This is a genomic window from Methylobacterium oryzisoli (assembly GCF_046557895.1).
GTDB classification, from domain to species: Bacteria; Pseudomonadota; Alphaproteobacteria; order Rhizobiales; family Beijerinckiaceae; genus Methylobacterium; species Methylobacterium oryzisoli.
Map to the genome: position 1 here is coordinate 36,069 of NZ_JBKIBX010000016.1, position 21,823 is coordinate 57,891.

Here is a 21,823-nt window from a genome sequence, read left to right on the forward strand (position 1 = left end):
GGCTGCATCTGATCGCCACGCAACCGAAGGCAGCCCCGGTTCTCTCGTTCTTCGCCCGCTCGTGCGCCGAACCGGCGTCCCGATCGGCGCGGAGCGCTCCGGCACGCCGCGGCGTCAGCGCGCGCCGTCCCCGCAATCTCCGCGCAAGGCTCACCGGCAACATGGCGCCCGGACGGATCCCCGTCGCCAGTCGTGGAGAGCGCTTCCCCGATGTCCGGTCGCGAGCACGCCGAGAGACTCTGGAGCAACATCGTCGAGCTGGGCACCCGCCGCCTCGCGGCCCTGGGGGTCATCGGCCTGACCGTGTTCCTGGCGGTGGGGCTCGGGGCCTACTATCTCAGCCGGCCCGCGCAGGAGACGCTCTACACGGGCCTCAACCGCGAGGACATCGGCCGCATCGGCGCGGTGCTCAAGGACGCCAACGTCCCCTTCGATGTCAGCTCGGACGGCACGGCGGTGCTGGTCGCCTACGGGCACACCGCCCAGGCGCGCATGCTGCTGGCCGAGAAGGGCCTGCCGCAGAGCTCGAAGTCGGGCTACGAGCTGTTCAACGACCTCGGTTCGCTGGGCCTCACCTCCTTCATGCAGGAGGTGACGCGGGTGCGGGCGCTGGAGGGCGAGATCGCCCGCACCATCCAGACCATGAAGGGCGTGCGGGCCGCGCGCGTCCACATCGTGCTGCCCGACCGCGGGTCCTTCCGGCGCGAGCAGCAGCCGCCCTCGGCCTCCGTGGTGGTGCGCACCGAACCCGCCGACGACGCGAGCGGCGCGCAGGCGATCCGCCACCTCGTCGCCTCGGCGATCCCCGGCATGAAGCCCGAGCGCGTCACCGTGATCGGCACCGACGGGACCCTGCTCCTGTCGGGGGACGACGGCGCCAACGCCCCCACCGGCAAGATGGCGGGCCTGGAAAAGCTCGTGAACCGCGAGATCCAGGACAACATCCGCCGGACCCTCACCCCCTATCTCGGCATCGGCAACTTCGAGATCAGCGTCGCGGCCCGGCTCAACACCGACAAGACCAGCACCAACGAGACGATCTTCAACCCCGATCAAAGGGTTGAGCGCTCGGTGCGGGCGGTGCGCGAGAACGAGAACGCGCAGAACCGCGCCTCCCAGCGCCCGACGAGCACACAGCAGAACCTGCCCGACCAGCGCACCCGCTCGGACGGCAACGACACGTCGAGCAGCGAATCGCAGAAGCGCGAGGACCTGACGAACTACGAGATCTCCTCCAAGACCGTCCAGACCGTCAGCGACGGCTACGGCATCCGGCACATCTCGGTGGCGGTGCTGGTCAACCGCTCGCGGCTCGCCGCCCTGGCCGGGCCGGACGCGAAGGGGGGCATCGAGGCGCAGATCGCCGAGATCGAGCAGCTCGTCGGCTCGGCGGCCGGCTTCAGCAAGGAGCGGGGCGACCACGTCAAGGTGGCGGCGGTGGGCTTCGTCAACGACGGCCAGCCGCTGGAGCCGGTGCCGCCGCTGAGCCTCAGCGAGGTGCTGATGCGCCAGTCCGCGACGCTTATCAACGCCGCCACCATCCTAGTGGTGGCCGGGCTCCTGATCTGGTTCGGCCTGCGGCCGGCCCTGCGGGCGATCCTCGACGTGCCCGGGCCCGAGCAGGAGGAGACGGCGCAGCTCGCCGCCCCGGCCGTGGCGCTCACGGCCGGCGCGGAGGGCGTGCCCGCCCTCGAGGGACCGGCCGGCGCGGCCGGGGCGGCGGCCACGGCCGCGGCCGGCCTGCTCGCCGCCGGCGCGCCCGGCACCCCGGCGGTCGCCACCCCGGTGATGGCGAGCCTGATCGACGACCTCACCGACCGGATGAACCGCTCGCCGCAGAAGAAGCTGGAGCAGATGATCGAGTTCGACGAGGAGCAGGCGGCCACGATCCTCAAGCGCTGGCTCATGCGTGAGGAGCCGGCCTGATGGCTCCGGTCTTCGCCCGGCACCTGCCGGACTTCTCCGCCGAAGCGCCGGCCGCCCCGGCCGCCGAGCCCCTGGCGGTGCTGCTGCGCTCGGCCCGACGCTCCGCCGAGCCGCCGCCGCCCGCTCCCGCGCCGGCCCCGGAGGATCGCGGGGCGCTGCTGCGCGAGGCCGAGGAGCGCGGGCGCCTGCTCGGCCGGGCCGAGGCGGCCGCCGAGACCGCCGCCGCGCTGGAGGCGGCGCTCGCGCAGGCCGAGGCCGCCGCCGACGAGCGCCTGCGCCTCGCGCGCGACGCCTGGACCCGGGACGAGGCCGTCATCCTGGCCGAGGGCCTCGCCGCCGCGATGCGCGGGCTGGAGGAGCGCCTCACCGACCGCGCCGCGCGGGTACTGCTGCCCGTTCTGGACGAGCGGCTGCGCGCCCAGGCGGTGGACGACCTCAAGGCGGCGCTGGTGCGGCTGACCGCCGACCGCGTCAAGCCGGCGATCCGCGCGAGCGGCCCGCAGGACCTGCTCGCCGCGCTCGCGCGCGCCCTCGGCCCGCTCGCGGAGGGGATCGTCTTCTCGCCGGACGAAGCGCCGGAGGTGCGGGTGACCGCGGACGAGACCGTGATCGAGACGCAGCTCGCGGCCTGGGGCCGGAGCCTGCTCGCCGCCGTCGAGGGCGCCTGAGATGGCCGACCAGCCCCACGAGATCATCATCGTGCGCCGTCACGGCGGCGACGAGGACGGCCACCACGGCGGCGCCTGGAAGATCGCACTCGCCGACTTCATGACCGCCATGATGGCGCTGTTCCTGGTGATGTGGCTGATCAACGCCACCAGCAAGGAGACCAAGACCGCCGTCGCCACCTACTTCAACCCGCTCAAGCTCGCCGAGATGAGCCCGACCCGGAAGGGCCTGCGCGACCCGCAGGCGTCCGAGCCCACCGAGGAGTCCCGTCCCGCATCGAAGCTCCCGGAGGGCAAGGGCACGGGCAAGGGCGAGGCGGCGCCTGGCGCCCCGGGCTCGGCCAGCCGCGCCCGCGAGGCCGCCCTGTTCCAAGACCCCTACGCGGTGCTGGCGCGGCTCGCTGCCGAGGCGGAGCCCGAGCGCCCGGGCGAGGCGGCGACCCCGGACGATCTGCGCACCGAGATCGGCGAGCCCGGCCTCAGCGGCGGCGAGGCGGCGCGCGATCCCTTCGACCCGCTCTACTGGCAGGTCGCGCCCCTGCCCAAGCCCCGCTCGGACACTCCCGGCGCGGCCAACACCGTGACGCCGCTCCCGCGCGAGAGCCGCATCGACGCGCGGGCGCCCGTCGCCCGGGAGACGAAGCCCGCCAAGGAGGCGGCCAAGGAGGCCGCCGCTCAAGCCGGGATGAAGGCCGAGACGCCGAAGCTCGCCGGGCTGCCGGCCAAGGCCGAGTTGGCCAGGACCGAACTCGCCAAACCTGAGCCTGCCAAGGCGGAGGCGCCGAAGGATGCGGCCTCGGCCGCCGAGGCCGCCGAGACGGCCGCCGCGGCCGAGCTGAAGGCCGAGATCGCCCGGGCGGTGCAGCCCCTCGCGACCGCCGCCCCCGCCCCGAAGGTGGAGGTGCGGCGCACCGGCGAAGGCGTGCTCATCAGCATCACCGACGAGCTGAACTTCAGCATGTTCGGCGTCGGCTCGGCGGAGCCGCAGGCGAAGGTCGTCAAGGCGCTGGAGCGGATCGCCAAGATCCTGAGCGCCAAGCCCGGCCGCATCGTGATCCGCGGCCATACCGACGGCCGCCCGTTCCGCTCCGAGACCTACGACAACTGGCGCCTGTCCTCGGCGCGGGCGCAGATGGCCTCGTACATGCTGGTCCGCGGCGGCGTCGACGAGGCGCGCATCGAGCGGATCGAGGGCCATGCCGACCGGCAGCCGCACAACGCGGCCGACCCGAAGGCGGCCGAGAACCGGCGCATCGAGATCCTGCTGCGGGGGCGGCCGGAGTGAGGGGGCGCCGATCGCGGTACGGGGCGCATCTCGCGCCCGGGCTGGTGCTCGCGAGCCTGATCGGGCTCGCCGGGCCGGCGCTCGCCGCCGAGTCGAAGGCCCCCGAACCCGCGGCGCCCGTCGAGCCGCTGCCGGTGGCCAAGCGCGGCCTGCCGGTGGAGCTGCTGCGCACCCTGCAGCTGCTGCAGGACCGGATCGCCCGGGGCGGCACCCAGGCGCACCTCGCGCAGCGCCCGCTCCTCGGGCACATCGAGGGACGGCTCGCGGCGCTCGACCCCGAGACCTGGGGCGAGTCCGCGAACGTGCAGGCGGCGGTGGCCTTCGCGCTCGCGGGCGGCGGGCCGGCGCTGCTGCGCCGCGTTTCCGAGTCGGGCAGGGTCCCCGAGGCGGAGGCGCCGCTCGTGCAGGGCGCGCTGGCCTATCTCGGCGGGCAGGAGGCCGAAGCGCGGCGGCTCCTGGCGAAGATCGACGCGCAAGGGGTGCCGCCGAGCCTCGGCGGGCAGCTCGCCCTGGTCCAGGCGACGCTCGCGGTGCGGGACGATCCGGTGCTGGCGGTGCGCCTGCTCGACCTCGCGCGGCTGATCGCGCCCGGGACGCTGGTGGAGGAGGGGGCGCTGCGCCGCGAGGTCTTCGTGCTGGCGCAGCTGGGTGACATCGCGCGCTTCGAGGCCCTGTCGATCCAGTACCTGCGCCGGTTCCGCCACTCGGTCTACGCGGGCAACTTCCGCCAGCGCTTCGCGGCGGCGCTCACGCGGCTCGAATTCGGCAACGACCGCGGGCGGTTCGCGCGGCTCGACGCGATGCTCAAGGAGATCGAGCCCGAGGGCCGCCGCGACCTCTACCTGCTGGTGGCCCGGGCGGCCCTGGACCAGGGCCGGACCGGAGCGGCGATCTTCGCGGCCGATCAGGCCGAGGCCCTGGCCCCGGGCGGCTCGGTGGAAGCCGCCCAGGCGAGGCTCTACCGGGCCGCCGCGGGCATCGTCGCGCCCGAGCGCTTCGAGGGGGCGCTCGCCGCCCTGCGCGGCGCCGACCGGGCCGCCCTGCCGGGGACGGATGCCGCGCTCCTCGACGCGGCGCTCGCGACCGCCCGGCAGATCCGCGGCGACCTTCCGCCCGCGCCCGCCGCGCCGCCCGAGCCGCCCCCGGACGCCAAGCGGGCGCTTCCGCCCGCCCCCGCCATCGCCCGCGCCCAGGAGGCGATCGGGCGGATCGACGCGATGATGCAGGAAGCCCGACGGTGAGCATGCTCGATTCCTTGCCGCCGGTGGCGCCGCGCAGCGCCGAGGCCCAGGCCGGGCGCCCCGCGCCGGACGATTCGGACGCCTTCGGGGCGGTCCTCGACGCGTTCGCCGGGCGCGAGCGGGAGCGTCCGGCGCCCGGGCAGGCAGGGACGCCGCCGGCTCCGGAGACGCCCGCCGACCGCGCTGCCGGTCAGACACCCGTTCCGGTCGTCCCGCCCGGCGGCGAGGCTTCCGCGGCACTCGCGGCGCTGCTTGCCGCGAGCGCCGGCCTCGCCGGGCCGCCGCCCTCGTCCGGACCGGCCACCGCAGCCGACGCGCCGCGGTCCGGCACGGACGGCACGGGCCCGGCGGCGATCCGGGTGGAGGCCGGGCCGGCCGGCCTCGTGCCGCGCATCACCGTCCTCGCCCGCGAGACCCATTTCGCGCCGGTCATGCCGGCCGGTCCGGGCGCGCCGCCCACGGCTCCGGAGGGGCTGCCGGGTGCGCCGGGTCTCGCCGAGGGCCGGAGCGCTGCGCCGCGTCCCGATTTTCCGGATCCGGCCGGGCCGGCCCCGCACGGCTCACCGCCTCTTCCGGGGATAGCGGGCATCGCGGCCGAGGCCGGCCCCGGACCTGACCCCGCGAGCTCCGCCCGACCGGCCGGACCGCCTGCCGCGCCGGGCGCCGCTGGGGCGACGCCGGGCGGCCCGGCGACCGGGCCTGCGTCGGAGCCGTCCGCGCCCACCCGCCCCGGCGATGCGCCGCCCTCCGCAAGCGCCGCCGCGCAGCCGGACCGTGCGGCCGTCGTCGCCGCGCAGTCGCTCGCCGCATCCGCGGCGCTCCAGCCGCCCGCAGCCGCCGGACCGCGTGAGGGACAGAACCGGGCAAGGTCCCCTGCGGCGACCGGCCCCTCGGCCGCGCCTCAGGCCGCCGCTTCTCCGCCGGCCTCGCTCCCCCTCCCGCCCGAGGGGACCGGGCTCGCGCCGCCGGTCGAGCCCGCCGCCGCGCCGGGGCCGCACGAGGGGCGCAACGGGGCATCCTCGCCCGCCTCGAGCGCCGCCGCGGCCGGGCCGCAGGCCGCCGCCACGGCCGAGCGCATGTCGGCGCATGGCCGCGAGGCGTCCGCGGAGGCGAACCCGCCCGCAGCCCCTCCGCCGCCCGAGGCGGCGCCGGCCGGTTCGGCCCCGGCCGGGACAGCGCGTCCCGCCGAGCCGACCCTGCCCGCCGCAACCCTCCAGGGCCTCGTCCGCTCGATCGCCGCGCAGATGCCGCCCACCGGGCTCGTCCCGGGCGCCGGGCCGCTGCGGATCCTGACTCTGCAGCTGCACCCCGCCGATCTCGGCGCGGTCACGGTGCGCATGCGCCTGCGCGACGGCGACCTGGAGATGAACCTCGGCGCGAGCCGGACCGAGACCGCGGAGCTGCTGCGCAAGGATGCGGGCGTGCTCGCCGACCTCCTGCGCGGCTCGGGCTACCGCCCGGAGATCCTGACCATCCAGGCCGAGCCGCGGGCGGAGGCCGGCCCCCGGACCGCCCCGGGCTTCGCGGATGCGCCCTCCCAGGGCGGGACCGGCGCCGACCATCCGGCGCGGCGCGACCCGCCGGTCCAAGCGGGCGCGGGAGCGCCCTCCTCACGAGACACGTCCGATGACCCGGCACCTCTTCTCGCTCCTCGCCGCAGCGGCGTTTACCTCTAGCCTCGCGGGATCCGCGGCGGCGAATGTCTGCGAGCGGGAGATGTCGCGGGCGGCCGCCAAGCACGGCGTGCCGCTCGGGATGCTCTACGCGGTGGGGCTCACCGAGAGCGGCAAGCGCGGCTCGCTGCAGCCCTTCGCCATGAACATCGAGGGCAAGGCCTATTTCGGCAGCAGCATCGCGGATGTGCGGGCGCGCTTCGAGGAGGCGCGGCGCAGCGGCAAGCGGCTGATCGACCTCGGCTGCATGCAGATCAACCACCATTATCACGGGGCGAAGTTCGCCTCGCTGGAGCGCATGGTCGACCCGGCCGCGAACGTCGAGTACGCGACGCAGTTCCTCAAGGAGCTGAAGACCCGGGAGGGGACCTGGACGCTCGCGGTGGCCCGCTACCACGCCGGCCCCAACAACAACCCGGCCCAGAAGCAGTACGTCTGCCGGGTGATCACCAACATGGTGGCGACCGGCTTCGGCGCCTGGACGCCGGGGGCCAAGACCTTCTGTCAGTGAGAGCTTGGCGACGGAGATCGGGCGCGCCGTCAGCCGACGAAGGTGTAGCCGATGTAGCGCTTGGCCTCGATCGGGTCGTAGCCCAGCCGGCCGCGCAGCTTCTTGCGCAGCTTGCTGACGTGCCCCTCGACGACGCTCTCCTCGACGTCGTTGCTGTAGACGCCGTAGATCGCGTTGAAGATCTGGGCCTTGGTCATGCGCCGCCCGCGGTTGCGCACGAGGTATTCGAGGATGTGGCGCTCGCGGCGGGGGAGCGGCAGCGTCTCGCCGTCGACCTCCGGGTCGCGCCCGTCGAAATGGACCTTGAGGCGCTCCGCCCCCCTGGCGGGGGCCGCGCCGGCCTCGCCGTTCACCCGGCGCCAGATCGCCTCCGAGCGCGCCAGGATCTCCCGCACGTGGACGGGCTTGCCCAGCACGTCGTCGATGCCGGCGGTGAGGAGCTGCAGCGTCGCTTCGAGCGAGCGCACCTCCGAGAGGGCGATGATCGGCGCCCGCGAGTGGCGGCGGATCAGGCCCGCGCAGCCGATGCGGTCCTCGAAATCGCCCAGCAGGAATCCCTGGACGGCGTCGAGGTCGCCGGGCGAGGCCGCCTTGAACCACGTCCGGAATTCATCCGCCACGAGGCCGAGCGAGGACACGCCCTCGCGCTCGAATCCCGCCGCGTAGCCGTTCGTCACCGTCGGCCTGTCGTCGACGAAGATGTACATTCCGATGGACCCCCAAGATGCCGTCTGCGCGGGCATTCTTGATCGTGCCGGTCCCCGCCGGCCGCATCGCATCACGCCCCTGCCGCGCGGGCCGGGACGTCGGTGTGGTGCTGCCTGTCGGGGATCGTGTTGCTGTGCGTGATGATCGCAACTGGTTGTTCACGACTCTGTCGATGCGGACCGATTCGGTCAATGGCGGGAATGCAACACGAGGACGAACTTGCCACACTCGGGTTCGCCCAGGGCGATGCCCGACCGGACCTGCCGCTGCCCCGGCGCCCGGCCGAGCGAGGGCCGCTCCGGCTGTGGCGGCTGTCCCGGGTGTGGATCGGGGCGACATGCGCGATGGGTCGGTGGTTGGCCTCGAATCGGCAATCGCCGCGACGGCGAGCGCCCTACAGCATCCCGCGCGCGCGCAGGTCCCGCAGGCGGGCCGCCCCCACGCGGGCCTCGGGCTGCCGAGGCGTGAGGCGGCGCTCGATGCCGTCGAGCGCGCGGATCTGCAGGCGCATGACGTGCCGCAACGCCTCGATACGGGCGTGGAGCGCCTGGGCGTCCGCGAGCGGATCGTAGGTCGGGGCGGGGGAGGGGGCGTCGTGCGGCATGGAGCCATTCCGGCCCGCCCATGGTTAATCTGCCGTAAAGAGAGGGCGGCCGGCCCGCGCCCGCTCCGCCGCGGCGGGCCGGCGACAGGCGTGCGGCCGCACCTGAGCGTCCCCATCTCATGCCGGATGCCGCACGACTCCCCTTCGCCGAACGACCTTTCGCCGCACGACTTGTCGCCATGACCACCCTGCCGACACCGAGCGACCAATCCGGGGCCTCCCGGCCGTCCCTGCGCCGCCGGGCGGTGGCGGGCCTGCTGCTTGCGGGTCTCGCGGTTGGCCTCGCTGCGGCTGCCCCGGCGGTGCTGCCCGGGGCGTGGCAGGCGTGGCGGCTGCGGCAGGCGGCGGATGATCCCGCCGCCCTCGCGGCTTTGCGGCTGCCCGCCGCCGCGACCGAGGCGCGCCTCGGGGCGGAGATCGACGCGGCCCTGGCCGCCAAGGACGCCGAACTCGGGCGCAGTCTCGTGGCACTGGCCGAGGCCCAGGGCGTGCCGGTGTCGCCGGAGCGTCGGGCGGCGCTCGCCGCCCTGGAGGAGGGCGCCACCGCGCGGGGTTTCGCGGATGCGGCCCGCGGCTTCGCCACCGGCCGGGGCGAGGGGCTGCCGGGAATCGCGGGCGCGGTCGCCGGGGACCTGACGGGTTACGGCGACCTGCGCGACCTCTGGACCGAGGGCGGCAAGCTCCTGCGGCGCGAGCCCTACGACGAGGTGCTGCTCGGCCTCTCGGCGGTGGGACTCGCCCTCACGGGGGTCACCGTGGCCTCGTTCGGCACGGGGGCGGGGGCCAGCGTCCCGGCCCATGCGGGGGCCGCCGCCCTGAAGGTCGCGACCCGCACCGGGCGGCTGTCCAAGGCCCTGGGGGCGACGCTGGCGCGCAGCACCCGCGGCCTCGTGGATGGCGACGCCGCCAAGGCCGCGCTCGCGGCGGCCGGCCGGCTCGACCTCGCGGCGGCCCGGCAGACCCTGCGCGGGGCGCTGCGGCCGGGGGCCGTCCGCACGCTCGGCGAACTCGGGACGGAGGCGGCCGGCGTTCAGGCGCGGCTCGGCGCGCGCGGCACCCTGCAGGCGCTCGCCGTCGCCGAGACCGCCGACGACCTGCGCCGGACGGGCCGGCTCGCGCAGGGCTTCGGCGGGCGCACGCGCGCGGTGCTGGCGCTGCTCGGCCGCGGCGCCCTGGTGCTCGGCTCGGGCCTGCTGGCGCTCGCGCAGGGCCTCTGGCTCGGCCTCGCGTGGTTCCTGGCCGCCGCCCTCTTCTGCCGCCGCCTCGGCACGGCGATCGGCCGGATGATCTGGCGCCGCCCCGTGCGGAGGGGCGCCGCCCGCGCGGCGAAGCCTGTCGCGCAGGAGAGTGGACCGCCGGTCTTGGCGGACGGGCGGGCCGGGTAGGCCGGGTGCGGCAACCATCACGACGCATTATGATAGCTATATCCTGCAATATCTTCCTTTAATCACCGGACCGGAGCAAGGCTGCGCCGCATCCTCGATGCGGGAGAGAGCGTCATGCTGGTCATGCACTACCGCCACCGGCTTCCGGCCGATTATGACATGGGCCGCATCCACGAGCGCGCCCGCACGCGCGGGCCTTCGTGGGACGCCACGCCGGGCCTGGGCTTCAAGGCCTTCGCCGCCCGCGAGCGGGGGCCCGGCGGCGCCCAGGACACCGTCTACGCGTCGTTCTACCTCTGGCTCGATCCGCAGGCCGCCCTCGCCATGCTGACGGATGAGCGCTTCGGGGCCGTGACCGCCACGTTCGGGCGCCCCCGCGTGGACACCCTGCTGCCCCTCGACGCGCGGGTCCGTGGCGAGGCCGCGGACGCCGCGATGCTCCGGCACGAGGACCTGGCCGTCGATCCCGCCACCGACCTCGCCGCCCTGCGCCGGGCGGAGGCGGCGCGGAACGAGGCCGCGATGGCCGAACCGGGCATCCTCGCCCGCGTGTCCGCCCTCGATCCCGCCGGCTGGCGCATGATGCGGCTCACCCTTGCGACCGAGACGGCCGCCGAATCACCCGGCCGGGTCTTCACGGTCCTGCACCTCGCCCGGCCCGGCTGGACGGCCCTGCCTGGCTGAGGCAACCATCGCTCAAGCTTACGGAAGCATCACCGCCGAGACCAGCATCCGACGAACGGCGTACCGGACGCAGCGACCACCCCGGAAGATCTTGCGGACTGCACCGGCTTCACGAGAATTTCCGCTGGAATGCCAGGGATCGTCATGCTACCCGCATGATTGCCCCCCGGGCCAAGAATCCCACCCAAGAACTTCACCCAAGTGTTCCACGCCACACCACGCGACAATCGAAGATGATGCTCCGGTTCGATCTTGGCCGGGCGGTCCGTCGTGCGGATCGCCACGGGCGATGCTTGGCGGCCCTGGCGGTCCTGGCGCTTCTCGGCGGGCCGGCCCTGGCGGGCGCGGAATGCACCGCACCCGGCGGCGCGGCCCTGCTGCGTGAGGCCGTGGCGCTTCCGGCCACCGGAGCGCAGCTGGCCGAGCATCACCCGGTGCGGGTCCTGGCGATCGGCTCCTCCTCCACGGAGGGCGTCGGCGCCTCCTCGCCGGCCCGGTCCTACCCGCGCCAGCTCGAAGAGGACCTGACGCAGGCGTGGCGCGAGGCGCCGGTCGCGGTGGTCAATGCCGGGATCGGCGGCGAGACCGCGGACCAGACGCTGCTGCGCCTGGAGGCCGCCCTGGCGCAGCCCGCCAAGCCCAGCCTCGTGATCTGGCAGGTCGGCACCAACGACGCCGTCCGGGGCGGCGACGAGGGCCGGTTCCGCGGCCTGCTGGAGCGCGGCATCGCCCTCGTGCGCGCGGCGGGCAGCGACCTCATCCTGGTCGATCAGCAATTCTATCCGGCGATCCCCGACCGCGCCCGCTACGAGCGGTTCGTGGGCCTCGTGGCGGCGACGGCGGCGGAGAACGAGGTTCCGGTCTTTTCGCGCTACGCCCTGATGAAGGAATGGGGCCGCCAGGACCCGGCGCTGCTCGCCGGCATGCTGTCGGCGGACGGCTTCCACATGGGCGATCGCGGCTACGATTGCCTCGCCGAGGCGCTCAGCCGCGTCATCGTCAAGGCCGCCGCGCCGGTGCCGGCGGGCGCCGCCGTGGCGCGGGCCAAGCGCCCGGCGCTGCCCGGCCTGCAGGCGACCCGCAAGGGCTGACCGTCAGGCCCGCAGGTCGAGCCGGTAGGCGTAGGCATCGCCGCGGAAGAGCCCTTCCACGTACTCGATCATCTGGTCCTCGCGGTCGTAGGAGCGGCGCTTGATCAGCAGGCAGGGCAGGGGCTCCTCGAAGCCGAACACCGCGCATTCGACGGCATTCGCCATCGCCGCCTCGATGGTCTGCTGGCAGCGCACCAGCGGCACCCCGAAGCTGCCGAGCAGCGCGTAGACGGAGCCGCCGAGATCCGCCTCCGCGAGGGCGGGCGCGGCACCGAGATTGTACCACGCCACCTCCCGCGACAGCGGGATGCCGTCGCCCTTGCGGATGCGCACCAGCTTGAGGAAGGCCACGGTGGAGGGCAGGCCAAAAACCGAGGCGATGGCCCGGTCGTGCACGACCGCCCGCTCGGCGATCTCGGACGAGGGCACCCGGCCGAGCTCCCGCATCTCCTCGGTGAAGCCCTTCAGGCGGTCCATGCCGGGGCTGAGCCGGGTGCGGCCGGCCTCGACCACGAAGCCGAGCCGGCCGTGGGCGCTCAGGAAGCGCTGGCGGCGCAGGGTGTCGTAGCAGCGCTGCACCGTGGTGCGGCTCACCCCCATCGCCTCCGCGAAGGTGCGCTCGGCCGGCAGCGTCGTGCCGCCTGCCAGCGTGCCGTCCTCGATCAGCGCCCGTAGCTGCTCTTCGAGCTGCAGGTAGAGGGGCTTGGCGGTGTCCTGCCGCAGCCGCACGAGGCTCGCGAGACCCGGCGTCTGCACCGCCCGCGCCCGGTCGGGTCCCTGGATTCCGTCAGACATCGGCGGCCGGGTTCCGGACGGCTTCCCTCATGACAACCGCGTCCCGGCGTGATGTCGTGCCGATGCGCGGGATCGCGATCCGGCCGGGGGAAAAGGAACCGTGACCGACATGGGGGAGAATCCGGACCTCTTCGTCTTGGGAAGCTTCGTGGTGGCCTGTTCTGCCACGGTGGCGCGGCTGCCGCGAGCCGGCGAATCCCTGCAGGCCGATTCTTTCCTCGTCGATCCCGGTGGCAAAGGACTGAACCTCGCGGTCGGCGCGCGGCGGCTCGGCGCGCGGGTCGACGGGCTGATCGCGGCGGGCCGGGACTTGTTCGGGGATCTGGCCGAGGCCGCGCTGCGCCGGGCGGATCTGCCGGCCGGGATGCTGTGCCGCGTCGACTGCGCCACCGGTGCCGGCATCGGCTTCATCGACGCCGCGGGCGAAAATTGCCTCGCGGTCTATCCGGGCGCGAACGCGCGGCTCGACGCCACGATGGTCCGCGGGGCGGCGGAGCGGATCGCGCGGGCGCGCTGCGTGCTGGCCCAGTTCGAGATCGGCGACGCGGTGATCGCGGAAGGGTTCCGCCTCGCGCGCAGCGCCGGAGTGGCGACGCTGCTCAACCCCTCGCCCTTCCGCCTGCCTCCGCCCGCGCTGCTGGCCGACACCGACATCCTCGTCGTCAACGCGCCCGAGGCGGAGGCCTGCCGGGCGGGGCTCGGCCTGCCCGAGGCCGATCCGGAGGCGATCATCGCGGCGCTGCTGCGGCGCGGCCCCCGCCTCGTGGTGGTGACGCGCGGGGCGGAGGGCGCGTTCGCCCGCGCGGCGGACGGCCCGCTCCTCGCCCAGCCGGCCTTTTCCGTGACGGCCGTGGACACGATCGGGGCGGGCGACGCCTTCACGGCCGGTCTCGCCGTCTCGCTGGCCGAGGGTCTGCCGCTGGCCGAGAGCCTGCGCCACGCCGCCGCCTGCGGGGCCTGCGTGGTGCGCCGGGCGGGCGTGTTCGACGCGCTGCCCGATCGGGCCGAGCGGGACGCGATGCTGGCGAGCCAGCCCGCTTGACACCGGCGCGCGTTCGTCCCGACTGCCCGCATGAGCGAGCCCCGCACCGACCACCTCTGGCGTCCCTACACGCAGATGAAGACGGCCGCGCCGCCATTGCGGGCGGCGCGCACGCACGGCAGCCGCATCGTGCTGGAGGACGGGCGCGAGTTCGTCGACGGCATCGCCTCGTGGTGGACCGCCTGCCACGGCTACAACCATCCCCACATCCGCGCGGCGGTCGCGGCCCAGCTCGACGCGATGCCGCACGTGATGTTCGGCGGGCTCACCCACGCCCCGGCCGAGGCGCTGGCGCGCCGCCTCGCCGGGCTGCTGCCGGGCGACCTCGACCACGTCTTCTTCTCGGATTCCGGCTCGGTGGCCGTGGAGGTCGCCCTCAAGGCCGCCGCCCAGGTCTGGCTCAACCGCGGCGTCGCCGGCCGCAGCCGCTTCGCGGCCTTCCGCGGCGGCTACCACGGGGACACGATGGGGGCGATGTCGGTCTGCGACCCCGAGGAGGGGATGCACCGCCGCTTCGGGCGCTACCTGCCCGAGCAGCTCTTCTTCGACCTGCCCGACAGCCGCGCGCGGGAGGCGGCGCTCGACGAGGGCCTCGCGCGCCACAGCGACACCCTGGCGGGGGTGATCGTGGAGCCGCTGGTGCAGGGGGCGGGCGGCATGCGCCTGCACGCCCCGGAGGTGCTGGCCACGGTGGCGCGGCTCGCCCGCCGCCACGGCCTGCTGCTGATCCTCGACGAGGTCTTCACCGGCTTCGGGCGCACAGGCACGCTGTTCGCCTGCGAGCAGGCCGGATTGGTGCCGGACCTGATCTGCCTGTCGAAGGCGCTCACCGGGGGCACCCTGCCGCTCGCCGCCACGGTGGCGGGGGCCGAGGTCTTCGCGGCCTTCTGGTCGGACGACCCGGCCGCCGCCCTGATGCACGGCCCGACCTTCATGGCCAACCCGCTCGCCTGCGCGGCGGCCAATGCCAGCCTCGACCTGTTCGCCCGCGAGCCGCGGCTCGCCCAGGCGCGGGCGATCGGCGCGCAGATGGCGGAAGGGCTGGCCCCGCTGCGGGGGCGCCCCGGCGTCGTGGACGTGCGGGTGCTCGGCGCGATCGGTGCGGTGCAGCTCGCGCCGCCCTTCGACCTCGCCGGCCTGAAGCAGGCCTTCTTGGAGCGGGGCGTGTGGGTGCGCCCCTTCGGCGACATCGTCTACCTGACGCCCGCCCTGACGATTCCCGAGGACGACCTCGCCCGGCTCCTCGCCGCGATGCGGGAGGTACTGGGGTAGAATTGCTGGGGTAGGGATCAGCCGACGGTCTGGCGCGCCAGCAGCGCCGCCGTGACGGCCTCCGGCGTTTCGAACAGCCAGGCGGGCCGGGCGAGGCTGAGCGCCTCGGGCGTCGTGTAGCCCCAGGCCACCGCCCCGAAGGCGAGGCCGGCCGCCGCGGCGGCCTGCGCGTCGCGAATCTCGTCGCCGAGGCACAGCACCTGCGCGGGGGCGACCCCGCTCGCCCGCACCACCGCCCGGAACTTGCGCGCCTTGCCGAACAGGGCGGCGCCGCAGGCCGTGTGGGCGACGAGGCCGGTGAGTGCGGGGCCGAGGACGCGGCGGACCGTGTCCTCGCGGTTCGAGGTGACCACCGCGAGCGCGATCCCGCCTGCATGCAGGCGCGCCATCATGGCGGGGATGCCCGGGAAGAGCGTCAGCGCCGCCGCGTCGCGGGCCGCGAGCGCGCGCATGTGCCGGGCGATGAGCGGCACTTTCCAGGGCGCCACCTCCAGGCGGCGCAGGATGTCCCGGGCCGACAGGCCGCGCAGCGATGCGACCTCGTGCGCCGCGACCCGGCGGAAGCCGTAGCGGTCGGCGACGCCGTTCAGTACGCCGCAGAACCACGCGAAGCTGTCCGCGAGGGTGCCGTCGAAATCCAGGATCGCGAGCCGCACCGGGCCCGGTGGGATCACCGGCAGTAGCGGGGGAGACGCCGCTTCCAGCGCTCGCCGACCCGCAGGTCGTCCTCGCGCCGCTTGGGCCGGGCCGCCACGTCGCCGGCTTGGCGCAGGGCCGCGGCGAGCGCGACCTGCGCGGGAGCCGTCACGGCCTGGGCCGGCACCGGCTGGGCCGGCACCGGCTTGGCCGACGGCGGGGCAGGCGGCTCGTCGGGCCAGTCCTCGGGCCAGACGAAGCCCTGCGGCGCCGGAGCCGGGGCGGCCTTGCGCACCACGGGCCGGCGGCGACGGAAGACGGGCTCCTCCTCCACCATCGGCTCCGGCTCGGGGGCGGGCGGCTCCGGCGGCGCGATCAGGCTCGGCAGGACGCGCCGGGCGGGGGCGCCGCCCGCAACCACGCGGCGCTGCGGCGGGGTCGGGGGAGGGGTGACCGCCTCGTCGAAGCGGCCGGACTGGGTCGCGGCCTGCGCCTCCTCGATCAGCCCGGTGCCGGCCCACAGGCTGCGGCCGGCGGGCTTCGGGGCGGGCTCGCTCGGGAGCGGGAGGCCGCCGGACTCGCCGGGGCCGGCGATGGGGGAGTTGCGGGTACGTTTGATCTCGACCGTGAACGACGGTCTCGCGCGATAGCGCGTCATCGAATGTCCTGAAGCGATCTGTTCGGGATGGGGCCACGCGCTCGCGGCGCCGACCCCTCTCCCTCACTTAGGATGAGACACCCGAGTTGTCCATGCTAGGAATTGATAAACCGTCAACGCGGATGATCAGGATCATGGCCAGACCATCTTGTGGTGCGCGGATTCGCGAACCCGCAAGTTCTCATGGTGTTGTCGCGGCCCTCACACGGGTCCGCGACCGTTCGGGAAGCGACCCGGCATGAACATCTTCGTGCTCACCGGGGCCGGGATCTCGGCCGAGAGCGGGCTCGGAACCTTCCGGGACCGCGGCGGCCTGTGGAGCCGATTCGATCCGGCCCGCCTCGCCACGCCGGAGGCGTTCGCGGCGGATCCCGACGAGGTCCACGCCTTCTACAACCTGCGCCGCCAGGGCGTGCGCGCCGCCGCGCCCAACGCCGCGCACCGGGCGCTGGCGCGGCTGCAGGCGGACCTCGCGGGGCGGGGCGGCCGGATCTTCCTGTGCACGCAGAACGTCGACGACCTGCACGAGCGCGGGGGCGCCGCGGCGGTGGTGCACATGCACGGCGAGATCCTGCGGGCGCGCTGCCTCGCCTGCACGGCCGCGACGCCCTGGGCGGAGGATCTCTCCGTCGCCACGCCCTGCCCGTCCTGCGGGCAACGCGGCGGGATGCGGCCGGACGTGGTCTGGTTCGGGGAGGTGCCGCTGCATCTCGACGCCATCGAGGAGGCGCTGTCGGAGAGCGACCTGTTCGTCGCCATCGGCACCTCGGGGGCGGTCTACCCGGCGGCGGGCTTCGTGGCGCGGGCGCGCCGCCTCGGCCTGCCGACGCACGAGATCAACCTCGCCCCCTCGGACACCGCCGATGCCTTCGACACCGCCGATCACGGCCCGGCCACCGAGACGGTGCCGGCCTGGGTCGAGAGGGTGCTGGCGCGAGGGCGGTAGGGCAGCCCCCGTGGTGGACCGCGGGTTCGGCATCGGCGCGCCGAATTCGTCGGAGGAACGGAGCGCTACTCCCGGCGAGCCGCCGGCAGGGAGCCCGGTGTGTTGCCGCCCAGGGACACGCCCTGCACGGCTTGCGTGAGGGCCGACGTGACGGCGCGGCGCGCCGCGCCGGGTTCTTCGCCGGCCAGGGGGCGCGGGATCTCGGCTTCGGGCGCGGCGAGAATGTCCGCCTCCAGGGCGATCATCAGCCGCTCGAGGGAGCGGTCGGGCCGCCAGCGCGGCGGCGTCATGGACGTGCGTCCCACGGGCGGGTCCCTCCGGCGGTGAGGCGGAGCAGGGCGCGGCGCATCCGCTTGCGGGCGTTGTCGTACTCGGTCTCGGAGAGGCCGTGCCGGGCCCGGATCTCCGGTGGCGGCAGGCCGTCCGCGAGACCGCCGAGGATCGCCAGGACGGCGCCGTCACCCCGGAAGAGGGCGAAGAGCGATTGCAGCGCCTGGGACGCCGCCAGGATCCGCTCCGGATCGGCGTGCGGCCCGGGATCGACCTCGTCCTCGACCCCGGCCGCGTCGCCTGCGGTCAGGATCTGCCGCTCGCGCCGCAGGCGCCGCCAGTGCTCGTTGCAGAGGCTGCGCATGCACCCGGCGAGAAAGACCGGGAGGGGAAGGCCCGGCGGTCGGCGCCGCGTCCCTTCGAGCGCGCGCAGCACCGCCTCGTGCAGCAGGTCCGACCAGTCCAGGCCGGGCAGTGCCCGCACCCGCAGCCGCGCCACCGCTTCGAGCCGCGCGAGGTCGGCATCCGAGAGGGCCGCGAGCGCATCGGCCATGCTCGGCTCGATCGCCTCGGGCTCCTCGACGGCCGGGTCAATGCGCAAGGGTCTCACCCCGGGATCGTCCTCCGCTGCCTCCTCAGGCGCTCGGCGGGCTTCCCCGCGGACAGGCGCAAGAAAAGAAATCGCCCGCGTCCGCACCGCGGCCGGCGCTGCGCCCTCCTGGCCGGGGCGGCATCCGGGACAAACGCGATGATGACGAACGAAGAACGGCGCGTGGCGCGCCGGGTCTACGCCAAGCAGGTGGCTCACGCCGCCAGAACCGACGACCCGCGCCTGGAGGCGGCGCTGGCGGACCTGCCGCGGGAGCGGTTCCTGCCGCCCGGCCCCTGGCATCTGGCGCAAGGCCCCGGCGGCTATCGCCCGACGCCCGATGCCGACCCGATCCATCTCTACCAGGATTGCCCCGTGGCGCTGAAGCCGGAATGCCGGCTCAACACCGGACAGCCCTCGTTCCTGGTCTCGCTGATCGCACGCGCGGAGGTCGCGGAGGGAAACAGCATCGTCCATGTCGGCTGCGGCACCGGCTACTACACGGCGATCCTCAGCCGCCTCGCCGGCGCAGCCGGCCGCGTGCTGGCGATCGAGCACGACGCGGATCTCGCGGCCCATGCCGCAGCCGCGCTCTCCGGGATGGGGAATGTGCGGGTCGCGGCGGGTGACGGCACGGCGATGCCGCTGCCCTGCGCCGACGTGATCCTCGTGAATGCCGGCGCGTCGCGCCCGGCCGAGCCGTGGCTCGACGCCCTCAAGCCCAGGGGACGCCTGATCCTGCCGCTCACCGTTCCTCGCGACGACGGACCGATCACGGATGGGATCATCCTCCTCATCACGCGCCGCGGAGAACGCTATGCGGCCCGCGCCATCTCCGGCACCCGGATCTACCCCTGTGCCGGTGCGCGGGACGCGGCCTCGGACGCCGCCCTCGCGGCGGCGTTCGCCCGCGGTGGCGCGGAGCGGGTGACGACGCTGCGCCGGGACGGCGACGCGCCGGAGGCGGCCTGCTGGCTGCGCGGACCGGGATGGTCTCTCACCTGCGAGTGACCGGCCTCACGGCACGTAGGCGCTCGCCGCGGTCGGCAGGGCGGGGCCGGGGCGCTGCGGGGCCAGCGCGCGGGTGCGCAGGGCGGTCCAGGGTCCGGCGATCTCGTACGGGCGCGCCTCGGCGGCCGGGCGCAGCGGGTCGGGGCTGCGAGGCTCGATCTCAGCCTGGGCGGCGAGGCGCCGCTCGGCGAGAAACACCCGGCCGCGCAGGGTGGCGGCGGAGCTGGAGGTGCGCACCTGTCCGGCCGTGATCTCGGCCACGCCACCGGCAAGCCCGAGGGTCGCCTGCGCGCGCTCGAAGGCGAGGCGACCGCCGCGGCGCAGCTGCGGCTCCGCGCCCTCCGCGAGGCTGACGCCGATCAGCTCGCCGCCCTCCACCGTCAGGGCGGCCCGGCCGGCGAGGCGCCGGCCCATCTCGGCGAGGTCGGCGCCCGCGGTGTCCAGCACCAGCGAGCCCTGCGCCCGGCCGCCGACCCACCGCGGCCCTTCGAGATCGGCGACGAGCGCCCCGAGATCGATCCGGTCGGCCGTGCCCTGAAGCCGGAGGTCGATTCCGGCGCCCCGCGCCGCGAGCGCGGCCCGGCCCTTCACGGTGCCGCCCGCCACGGTGGCGCGCCCGAGCGTCGCCTCGACGGCGCCGGCGCGGATCATCAGGCCGGCGCCGACGTCGTCGGCCTGCAGGGTCCCGAGCCGGGCTGAGGCGGCCGAGAGCCGCAGGTCTAGGTCGCCGCGGGTGAAGGCGTCGAGCGCCGGGGCCGGATGGCTCCAGGCCGCCGCGGCGTCGAGCAGGGCCGAGAGGTCGATCCGCTCCGCTGCCAGCGTGCCCGAGAGGGCGAGGCGGCCCTCGCTCAGCACCCCGGCGCCCGCCCCTTCGAGCCGGGTGTCGGCGACGTCGAGGCGCAGGGCCGGCATCGCCACCGCGCCCGGCTCGGCCTCGAAGCGGCCCTCCAGCGCGACGCGGCCGAGGAGGGGCGCGAGCGGGGCCGCGGTGCCGAGCCATGCCAGGGTCGCGGGGAGGGCAGCGGACCCGCGGGCCTCGCCCGCGAGGCGCGGGCCGTCCTTCAGGGAGCCGGTCCCGTCGAGATCGAGGGAGCCCGCAGGCCAGGTGAGCGCGGCCGTGAAGGGGCTCGTACCGCCCGCCGCGAGGGCGAGGGGGTGCGCGGCCGTGAGCCTCACGGTGGCGGGCAGGCCCCGCCACGTGCCGCGCCCGGAGAGTTCGAGGGCCGCGCCCGCCCGCGGCCACGTCAGCGCGACCGCGAGATCGGCGATCCGGTCGGGCGCGCCGGGCTCGGGGGCGGTCACGCGGGCGCCGTCGAGGACGAGGCGGCGAAGGGGGCGGACGCCCTCGCCGAGGCGGGCGGTGATCCGTGCGAGCGGAGCGGCCCAGCGGTCGTCGCCCTCCGCCCAGACGAGGCGGGCGCCCGACAGACTCAGCGCCGCCGCCTCGGCGCGGCCCGTCAGCAGGCCGCCGAGCCCGAGTTGCACGTCGAGACTGCGGCTCTCGGCGAGCAGGCGCCCGTCATGGAGCAGGCGGGCGCCGCCGAAGCGGAGGCGCGGCGCGGGCAGCAGGGTGAGGGTGGTCGGCCCGTCCGCCTCGAAGGCGAGGCCGTAGGCGCCGGCCAAGTGCCTGCCCACGAAGGCCGACGCCGCCGGCGTGGCCACGGACCAGGAATGGCTGGCGGTCGCGAGCACGATGAGCGACGCGCCGCAGAGGCCCAGGATGGATCGGCGCGACATCGCTCCCCGGCAATGCGTGAGACACAAACGGCCGCCCCCGACGAGGCGCCGCGCCTCGCCTCGCGGCCGGCGCACGCCCCATCCCCCGGCCTCACCCTTAAACGCTCCGATCCGGTTTGTCTTCAACCCTGGCCGCGTCCCGGCCCGGCGGCGGGGGACAACCACCCGGGCGCGGGGGCGAGAACGCGCCCGGGGCGAGACCCGCCCGACGCTTTTCGCATGCGACCCCGTGACCCGCCGCCCGAACGATGCTTAAGAGGGCGACGATCGAGCGCCCGGTTCGCCGGAGCGTCGGTGCGGCCGGCGGCGGATCCGACGAAGACCCGCCGCCCAGGAGAGGGACGACATGAAGAAGGTATATCCCGACGCCACCGCGGCCCTGGCGGGGCTCCTGCGGGACGGCATGACGATCATGGCCGGCGGCTTCGGCCTGTGCGGCATCCCGGACGTGCTCATCGACGCCGTGCGCGAGAGCGGCGTGAAGGGCCTCACCGTCATCTCGAACAACGCCGGCATCGACGGGGTCGGCCTCGGCGTCCTGCTCGAGACGCGCCAGATCGCCAAGATGATCTCGTCCTACGTCGGCGAGAACAAGACCTTCGCCAAGCAGTATCTCGGCGGCGAACTGGAGATCGAGTTCAACCCGCAGGGCACGCTCGCCGAGCGCATCCGCGCGGGCGGCGCGGGCGTCCCGGCCTTCTTCACCAAGACCGGCGTCGGCACGCTGATCGCCGAGGGTAAGGAGGTGCGGGAGTTCGACGGCGAGCAGTACGTCATGGAGCGCGGCCTGTTCGCCGACATCTCGCTCGTGCACGCCTGGAAGGGGGATACCGAGGGCAACCTCGTCTACCGGAAGACCGCGCGCAACTTCAACCCGATGATGGCCTCGGCCTCGCGCATGACCGTGGCGCAGGTGGAGCACCTCGTGCAGCCGGGCGAGATCGACCCCGACCACATCATCACGCCGGGCATCTTCGTGAAGCGGATGATCCACGTCCAGAACCCGAACAAGCGCATCGAGCAGCGCACCACCCGCACGCGCGCCGGCGCGGAAGCCGCCGGGGCCGGCGGCGGCGCGATCTAGAGGGAGA

22 protein-coding genes are annotated in these 21,823 nt (G+C 75.0%); 14 read left to right on the forward strand and 8 right to left on the reverse strand.

Going from position 1 to position 21,823, the window contains the following annotated elements; translation table 11 throughout:
• The first annotated feature begins 210 nt into the window (after nucleotides 1-210).
• The 6 genes from fliF to ACKUB9_RS17000 are packed head-to-tail and all read left to right on the forward strand — an operon-like array spanning nucleotide 211 to nucleotide 7,304.
• Nucleotides 211-1,926, forward strand: a complete 1,716-nt coding sequence (gene fliF / locus ACKUB9_RS16975; RefSeq protein WP_407524592.1) for a flagellar basal-body MS-ring/collar protein FliF — start codon at nucleotides 211-213, stop codon at nucleotides 1,924-1,926.
• A complete protein-coding gene (locus ACKUB9_RS16980) occupies nucleotides 1,926-2,594 on the forward strand; it encodes a hypothetical protein (RefSeq protein WP_407524590.1) in 669 nt (222 codons plus the stop codon). Before fliF ends, ACKUB9_RS16980 begins: the two co-directional genes overlap by 1 nt.
• 1 nt (nucleotide 2,595) lies before the next feature.
• Complete coding sequence (locus tag ACKUB9_RS16985) at nucleotides 2,596-3,879, forward strand: MotB family protein (protein ID WP_407524588.1); 1,284 nt, start codon at nucleotides 2,596-2,598, stop codon at nucleotides 3,877-3,879.
• A 56-nt stretch (nucleotides 3,880-3,935) separates the two neighbouring features.
• Entirely contained in the window at nucleotides 3,936-5,120 is a 1,185-nt protein-coding gene (locus tag ACKUB9_RS16990; RefSeq protein ID WP_407524659.1) for a chemotaxis protein MotC, read from the forward strand.
• Between the two features lie 2 nt (nucleotides 5,121-5,122).
• Complete coding sequence (fliK, locus tag ACKUB9_RS16995; RefSeq protein ID WP_407524657.1) at nucleotides 5,123-6,796, forward strand: flagellar hook-length control protein FliK; 1,674 nt, start codon at nucleotides 5,123-5,125, stop codon at nucleotides 6,794-6,796.
• Nucleotides 6,747-7,304 (forward strand): transglycosylase SLT domain-containing protein, encoded by a 558-nt coding sequence (locus tag ACKUB9_RS17000; protein WP_407524586.1) that lies wholly within the window; start codon nucleotides 6,747-6,749, stop codon nucleotides 7,302-7,304. The genes fliK and ACKUB9_RS17000 overlap by 50 nt, the downstream gene beginning before the upstream one ends.
• A 29-nt stretch (nucleotides 7,305-7,333) precedes the next feature.
• On the opposite strand, the gene ACKUB9_RS17005 is transcribed toward ACKUB9_RS17000, so the two are convergent.
• A complete protein-coding gene (locus tag ACKUB9_RS17005) occupies nucleotides 7,334-8,011 on the reverse strand; it encodes a response regulator transcription factor (RefSeq protein WP_407524584.1) in 678 nt (225 codons plus the stop codon).
• Between the two features lie 395 nt (nucleotides 8,012-8,406).
• Nucleotides 8,407-8,616 carry a hypothetical protein gene (locus ACKUB9_RS17010; protein WP_407524582.1) on the reverse strand — a complete coding sequence of 70 codons (210 nt, stop codon included), beginning with the start codon at nucleotides 8,614-8,616 and terminating at the stop codon, nucleotides 8,407-8,409.
• 179 nt (nucleotides 8,617-8,795) lie between these two features.
• Between ACKUB9_RS17010 and ACKUB9_RS17015 the strand changes: the two genes are divergently transcribed.
• The 3 genes from ACKUB9_RS17015 to ACKUB9_RS17025 all read left to right on the forward strand — a co-directional run bounded on the left by ACKUB9_RS17015 (nucleotide 8,796) and on the right by ACKUB9_RS17025 (nucleotide 11,776).
• Nucleotides 8,796-10,001, forward strand: coding sequence for a hypothetical protein (locus ACKUB9_RS17015; RefSeq protein ID WP_407524580.1), 1,206 nt, complete (start codon nucleotides 8,796-8,798; stop codon nucleotides 9,999-10,001).
• 114 nt (nucleotides 10,002-10,115) lie between these two features.
• Nucleotides 10,116-10,685: a DUF4865 family protein gene (locus ACKUB9_RS17020; protein ID WP_407524578.1), complete on the forward strand. Its 570-nt coding sequence runs from the start codon at nucleotides 10,116-10,118 to the stop codon at nucleotides 10,683-10,685.
• Nucleotides 10,686-10,978: 293 nt separating this feature from the next.
• Nucleotides 10,979-11,776, forward strand: a complete 798-nt coding sequence (locus ACKUB9_RS17025; protein ID WP_407524576.1) for an SGNH/GDSL hydrolase family protein — start codon at nucleotides 10,979-10,981, stop codon at nucleotides 11,774-11,776.
• Nucleotides 11,777-11,779: 3 nt separating this feature from the next.
• On the opposite strand, the gene ACKUB9_RS17030 is transcribed toward ACKUB9_RS17025, so the two are convergent.
• On the reverse strand, nucleotides 11,780-12,571 hold the full coding sequence (locus ACKUB9_RS17030; protein WP_407524574.1) for a GntR family transcriptional regulator: 792 nt from the start codon (nucleotides 12,569-12,571) through the stop codon (nucleotides 11,780-11,782).
• A 109-nt stretch (nucleotides 12,572-12,680) separates the two neighbouring features.
• Here ACKUB9_RS17030 and ACKUB9_RS17035 point away from each other — a divergent pair, with 109 nt between their 5' ends.
• Nucleotides 12,681-13,613 (forward strand): ribokinase, encoded by a 933-nt coding sequence (locus tag ACKUB9_RS17035; RefSeq protein WP_407524655.1) that lies wholly within the window; start codon nucleotides 12,681-12,683, stop codon nucleotides 13,611-13,613.
• Between the two features lie 30 nt (nucleotides 13,614-13,643).
• Complete coding sequence (locus ACKUB9_RS17040) at nucleotides 13,644-14,885, forward strand: adenosylmethionine--8-amino-7-oxononanoate transaminase (RefSeq protein ID WP_407524572.1); 1,242 nt, start codon at nucleotides 13,644-13,646, stop codon at nucleotides 14,883-14,885.
• 17 nt (nucleotides 14,886-14,902) lie between these two features.
• Here ACKUB9_RS17040 and ACKUB9_RS17045 read toward each other — a convergent pair whose 3' ends face one another.
• Together ACKUB9_RS17045 and ACKUB9_RS17050 are read right to left on the reverse strand one after the other, a co-directional pair.
• Nucleotides 14,903-15,559 carry an HAD hydrolase-like protein gene (locus ACKUB9_RS17045; protein WP_407524570.1) on the reverse strand — a complete coding sequence of 219 codons (657 nt, stop codon included), beginning with the start codon at nucleotides 15,557-15,559 and terminating at the stop codon, nucleotides 14,903-14,905.
• Complete coding sequence (locus ACKUB9_RS17050; protein ID WP_407524568.1) at nucleotides 15,556-16,179, reverse strand: hypothetical protein; 624 nt, start codon at nucleotides 16,177-16,179, stop codon at nucleotides 15,556-15,558. Before ACKUB9_RS17050 ends, ACKUB9_RS17045 begins: the two co-directional genes overlap by 4 nt.
• Nucleotides 16,180-16,417: 238 nt before the next feature.
• Here ACKUB9_RS17050 and ACKUB9_RS17055 point away from each other — a divergent pair, with 238 nt between their 5' ends.
• A complete protein-coding gene (locus ACKUB9_RS17055) occupies nucleotides 16,418-17,125 on the forward strand; it encodes an NAD-dependent deacylase (RefSeq protein ID WP_407524566.1) in 708 nt (235 codons plus the stop codon).
• 65 nt (nucleotides 17,126-17,190) lie between these two features.
• On the opposite strand, the gene ACKUB9_RS17060 is transcribed toward ACKUB9_RS17055, so the two are convergent.
• Entirely contained in the window at nucleotides 17,191-17,430 is a 240-nt protein-coding gene (locus ACKUB9_RS17060) for a hypothetical protein (RefSeq protein ID WP_407524564.1), read from the reverse strand.
• Entirely contained in the window at nucleotides 17,412-17,996 is a 585-nt protein-coding gene (locus tag ACKUB9_RS17065) for an RNA polymerase sigma factor (protein ID WP_407524562.1), read from the reverse strand. Before ACKUB9_RS17065 ends, ACKUB9_RS17060 begins: the two co-directional genes overlap by 19 nt.
• 147 nt (nucleotides 17,997-18,143) lie before the next feature.
• Between ACKUB9_RS17065 and ACKUB9_RS17070 the strand changes: the two genes are divergently transcribed.
• Nucleotides 18,144-18,995, forward strand: coding sequence for a protein-L-isoaspartate O-methyltransferase family protein (locus tag ACKUB9_RS17070; RefSeq protein ID WP_407524560.1), 852 nt, complete (start codon nucleotides 18,144-18,146; stop codon nucleotides 18,993-18,995).
• Nucleotides 18,996-19,001: 6 nt separating this feature from the next.
• Here the strand turns inward: ACKUB9_RS17070 and ACKUB9_RS17075 are convergent, their stop codons facing one another.
• On the reverse strand, nucleotides 19,002-20,732 hold the full coding sequence (locus ACKUB9_RS17075) for an AsmA family protein (protein ID WP_407524558.1): 1,731 nt from the start codon (nucleotides 20,730-20,732) through the stop codon (nucleotides 19,002-19,004).
• A 346-nt stretch (nucleotides 20,733-21,078) separates the two neighbouring features.
• On the opposite strand from ACKUB9_RS17075, the gene ACKUB9_RS17080 reads away from it, so the two are divergent.
• Nucleotides 21,079-21,816, forward strand: coding sequence for a CoA transferase subunit A (locus ACKUB9_RS17080; RefSeq protein WP_407524556.1), 738 nt, complete (start codon nucleotides 21,079-21,081; stop codon nucleotides 21,814-21,816).
• Nucleotides 21,817-21,823: the final 7 nt, after the last annotated feature.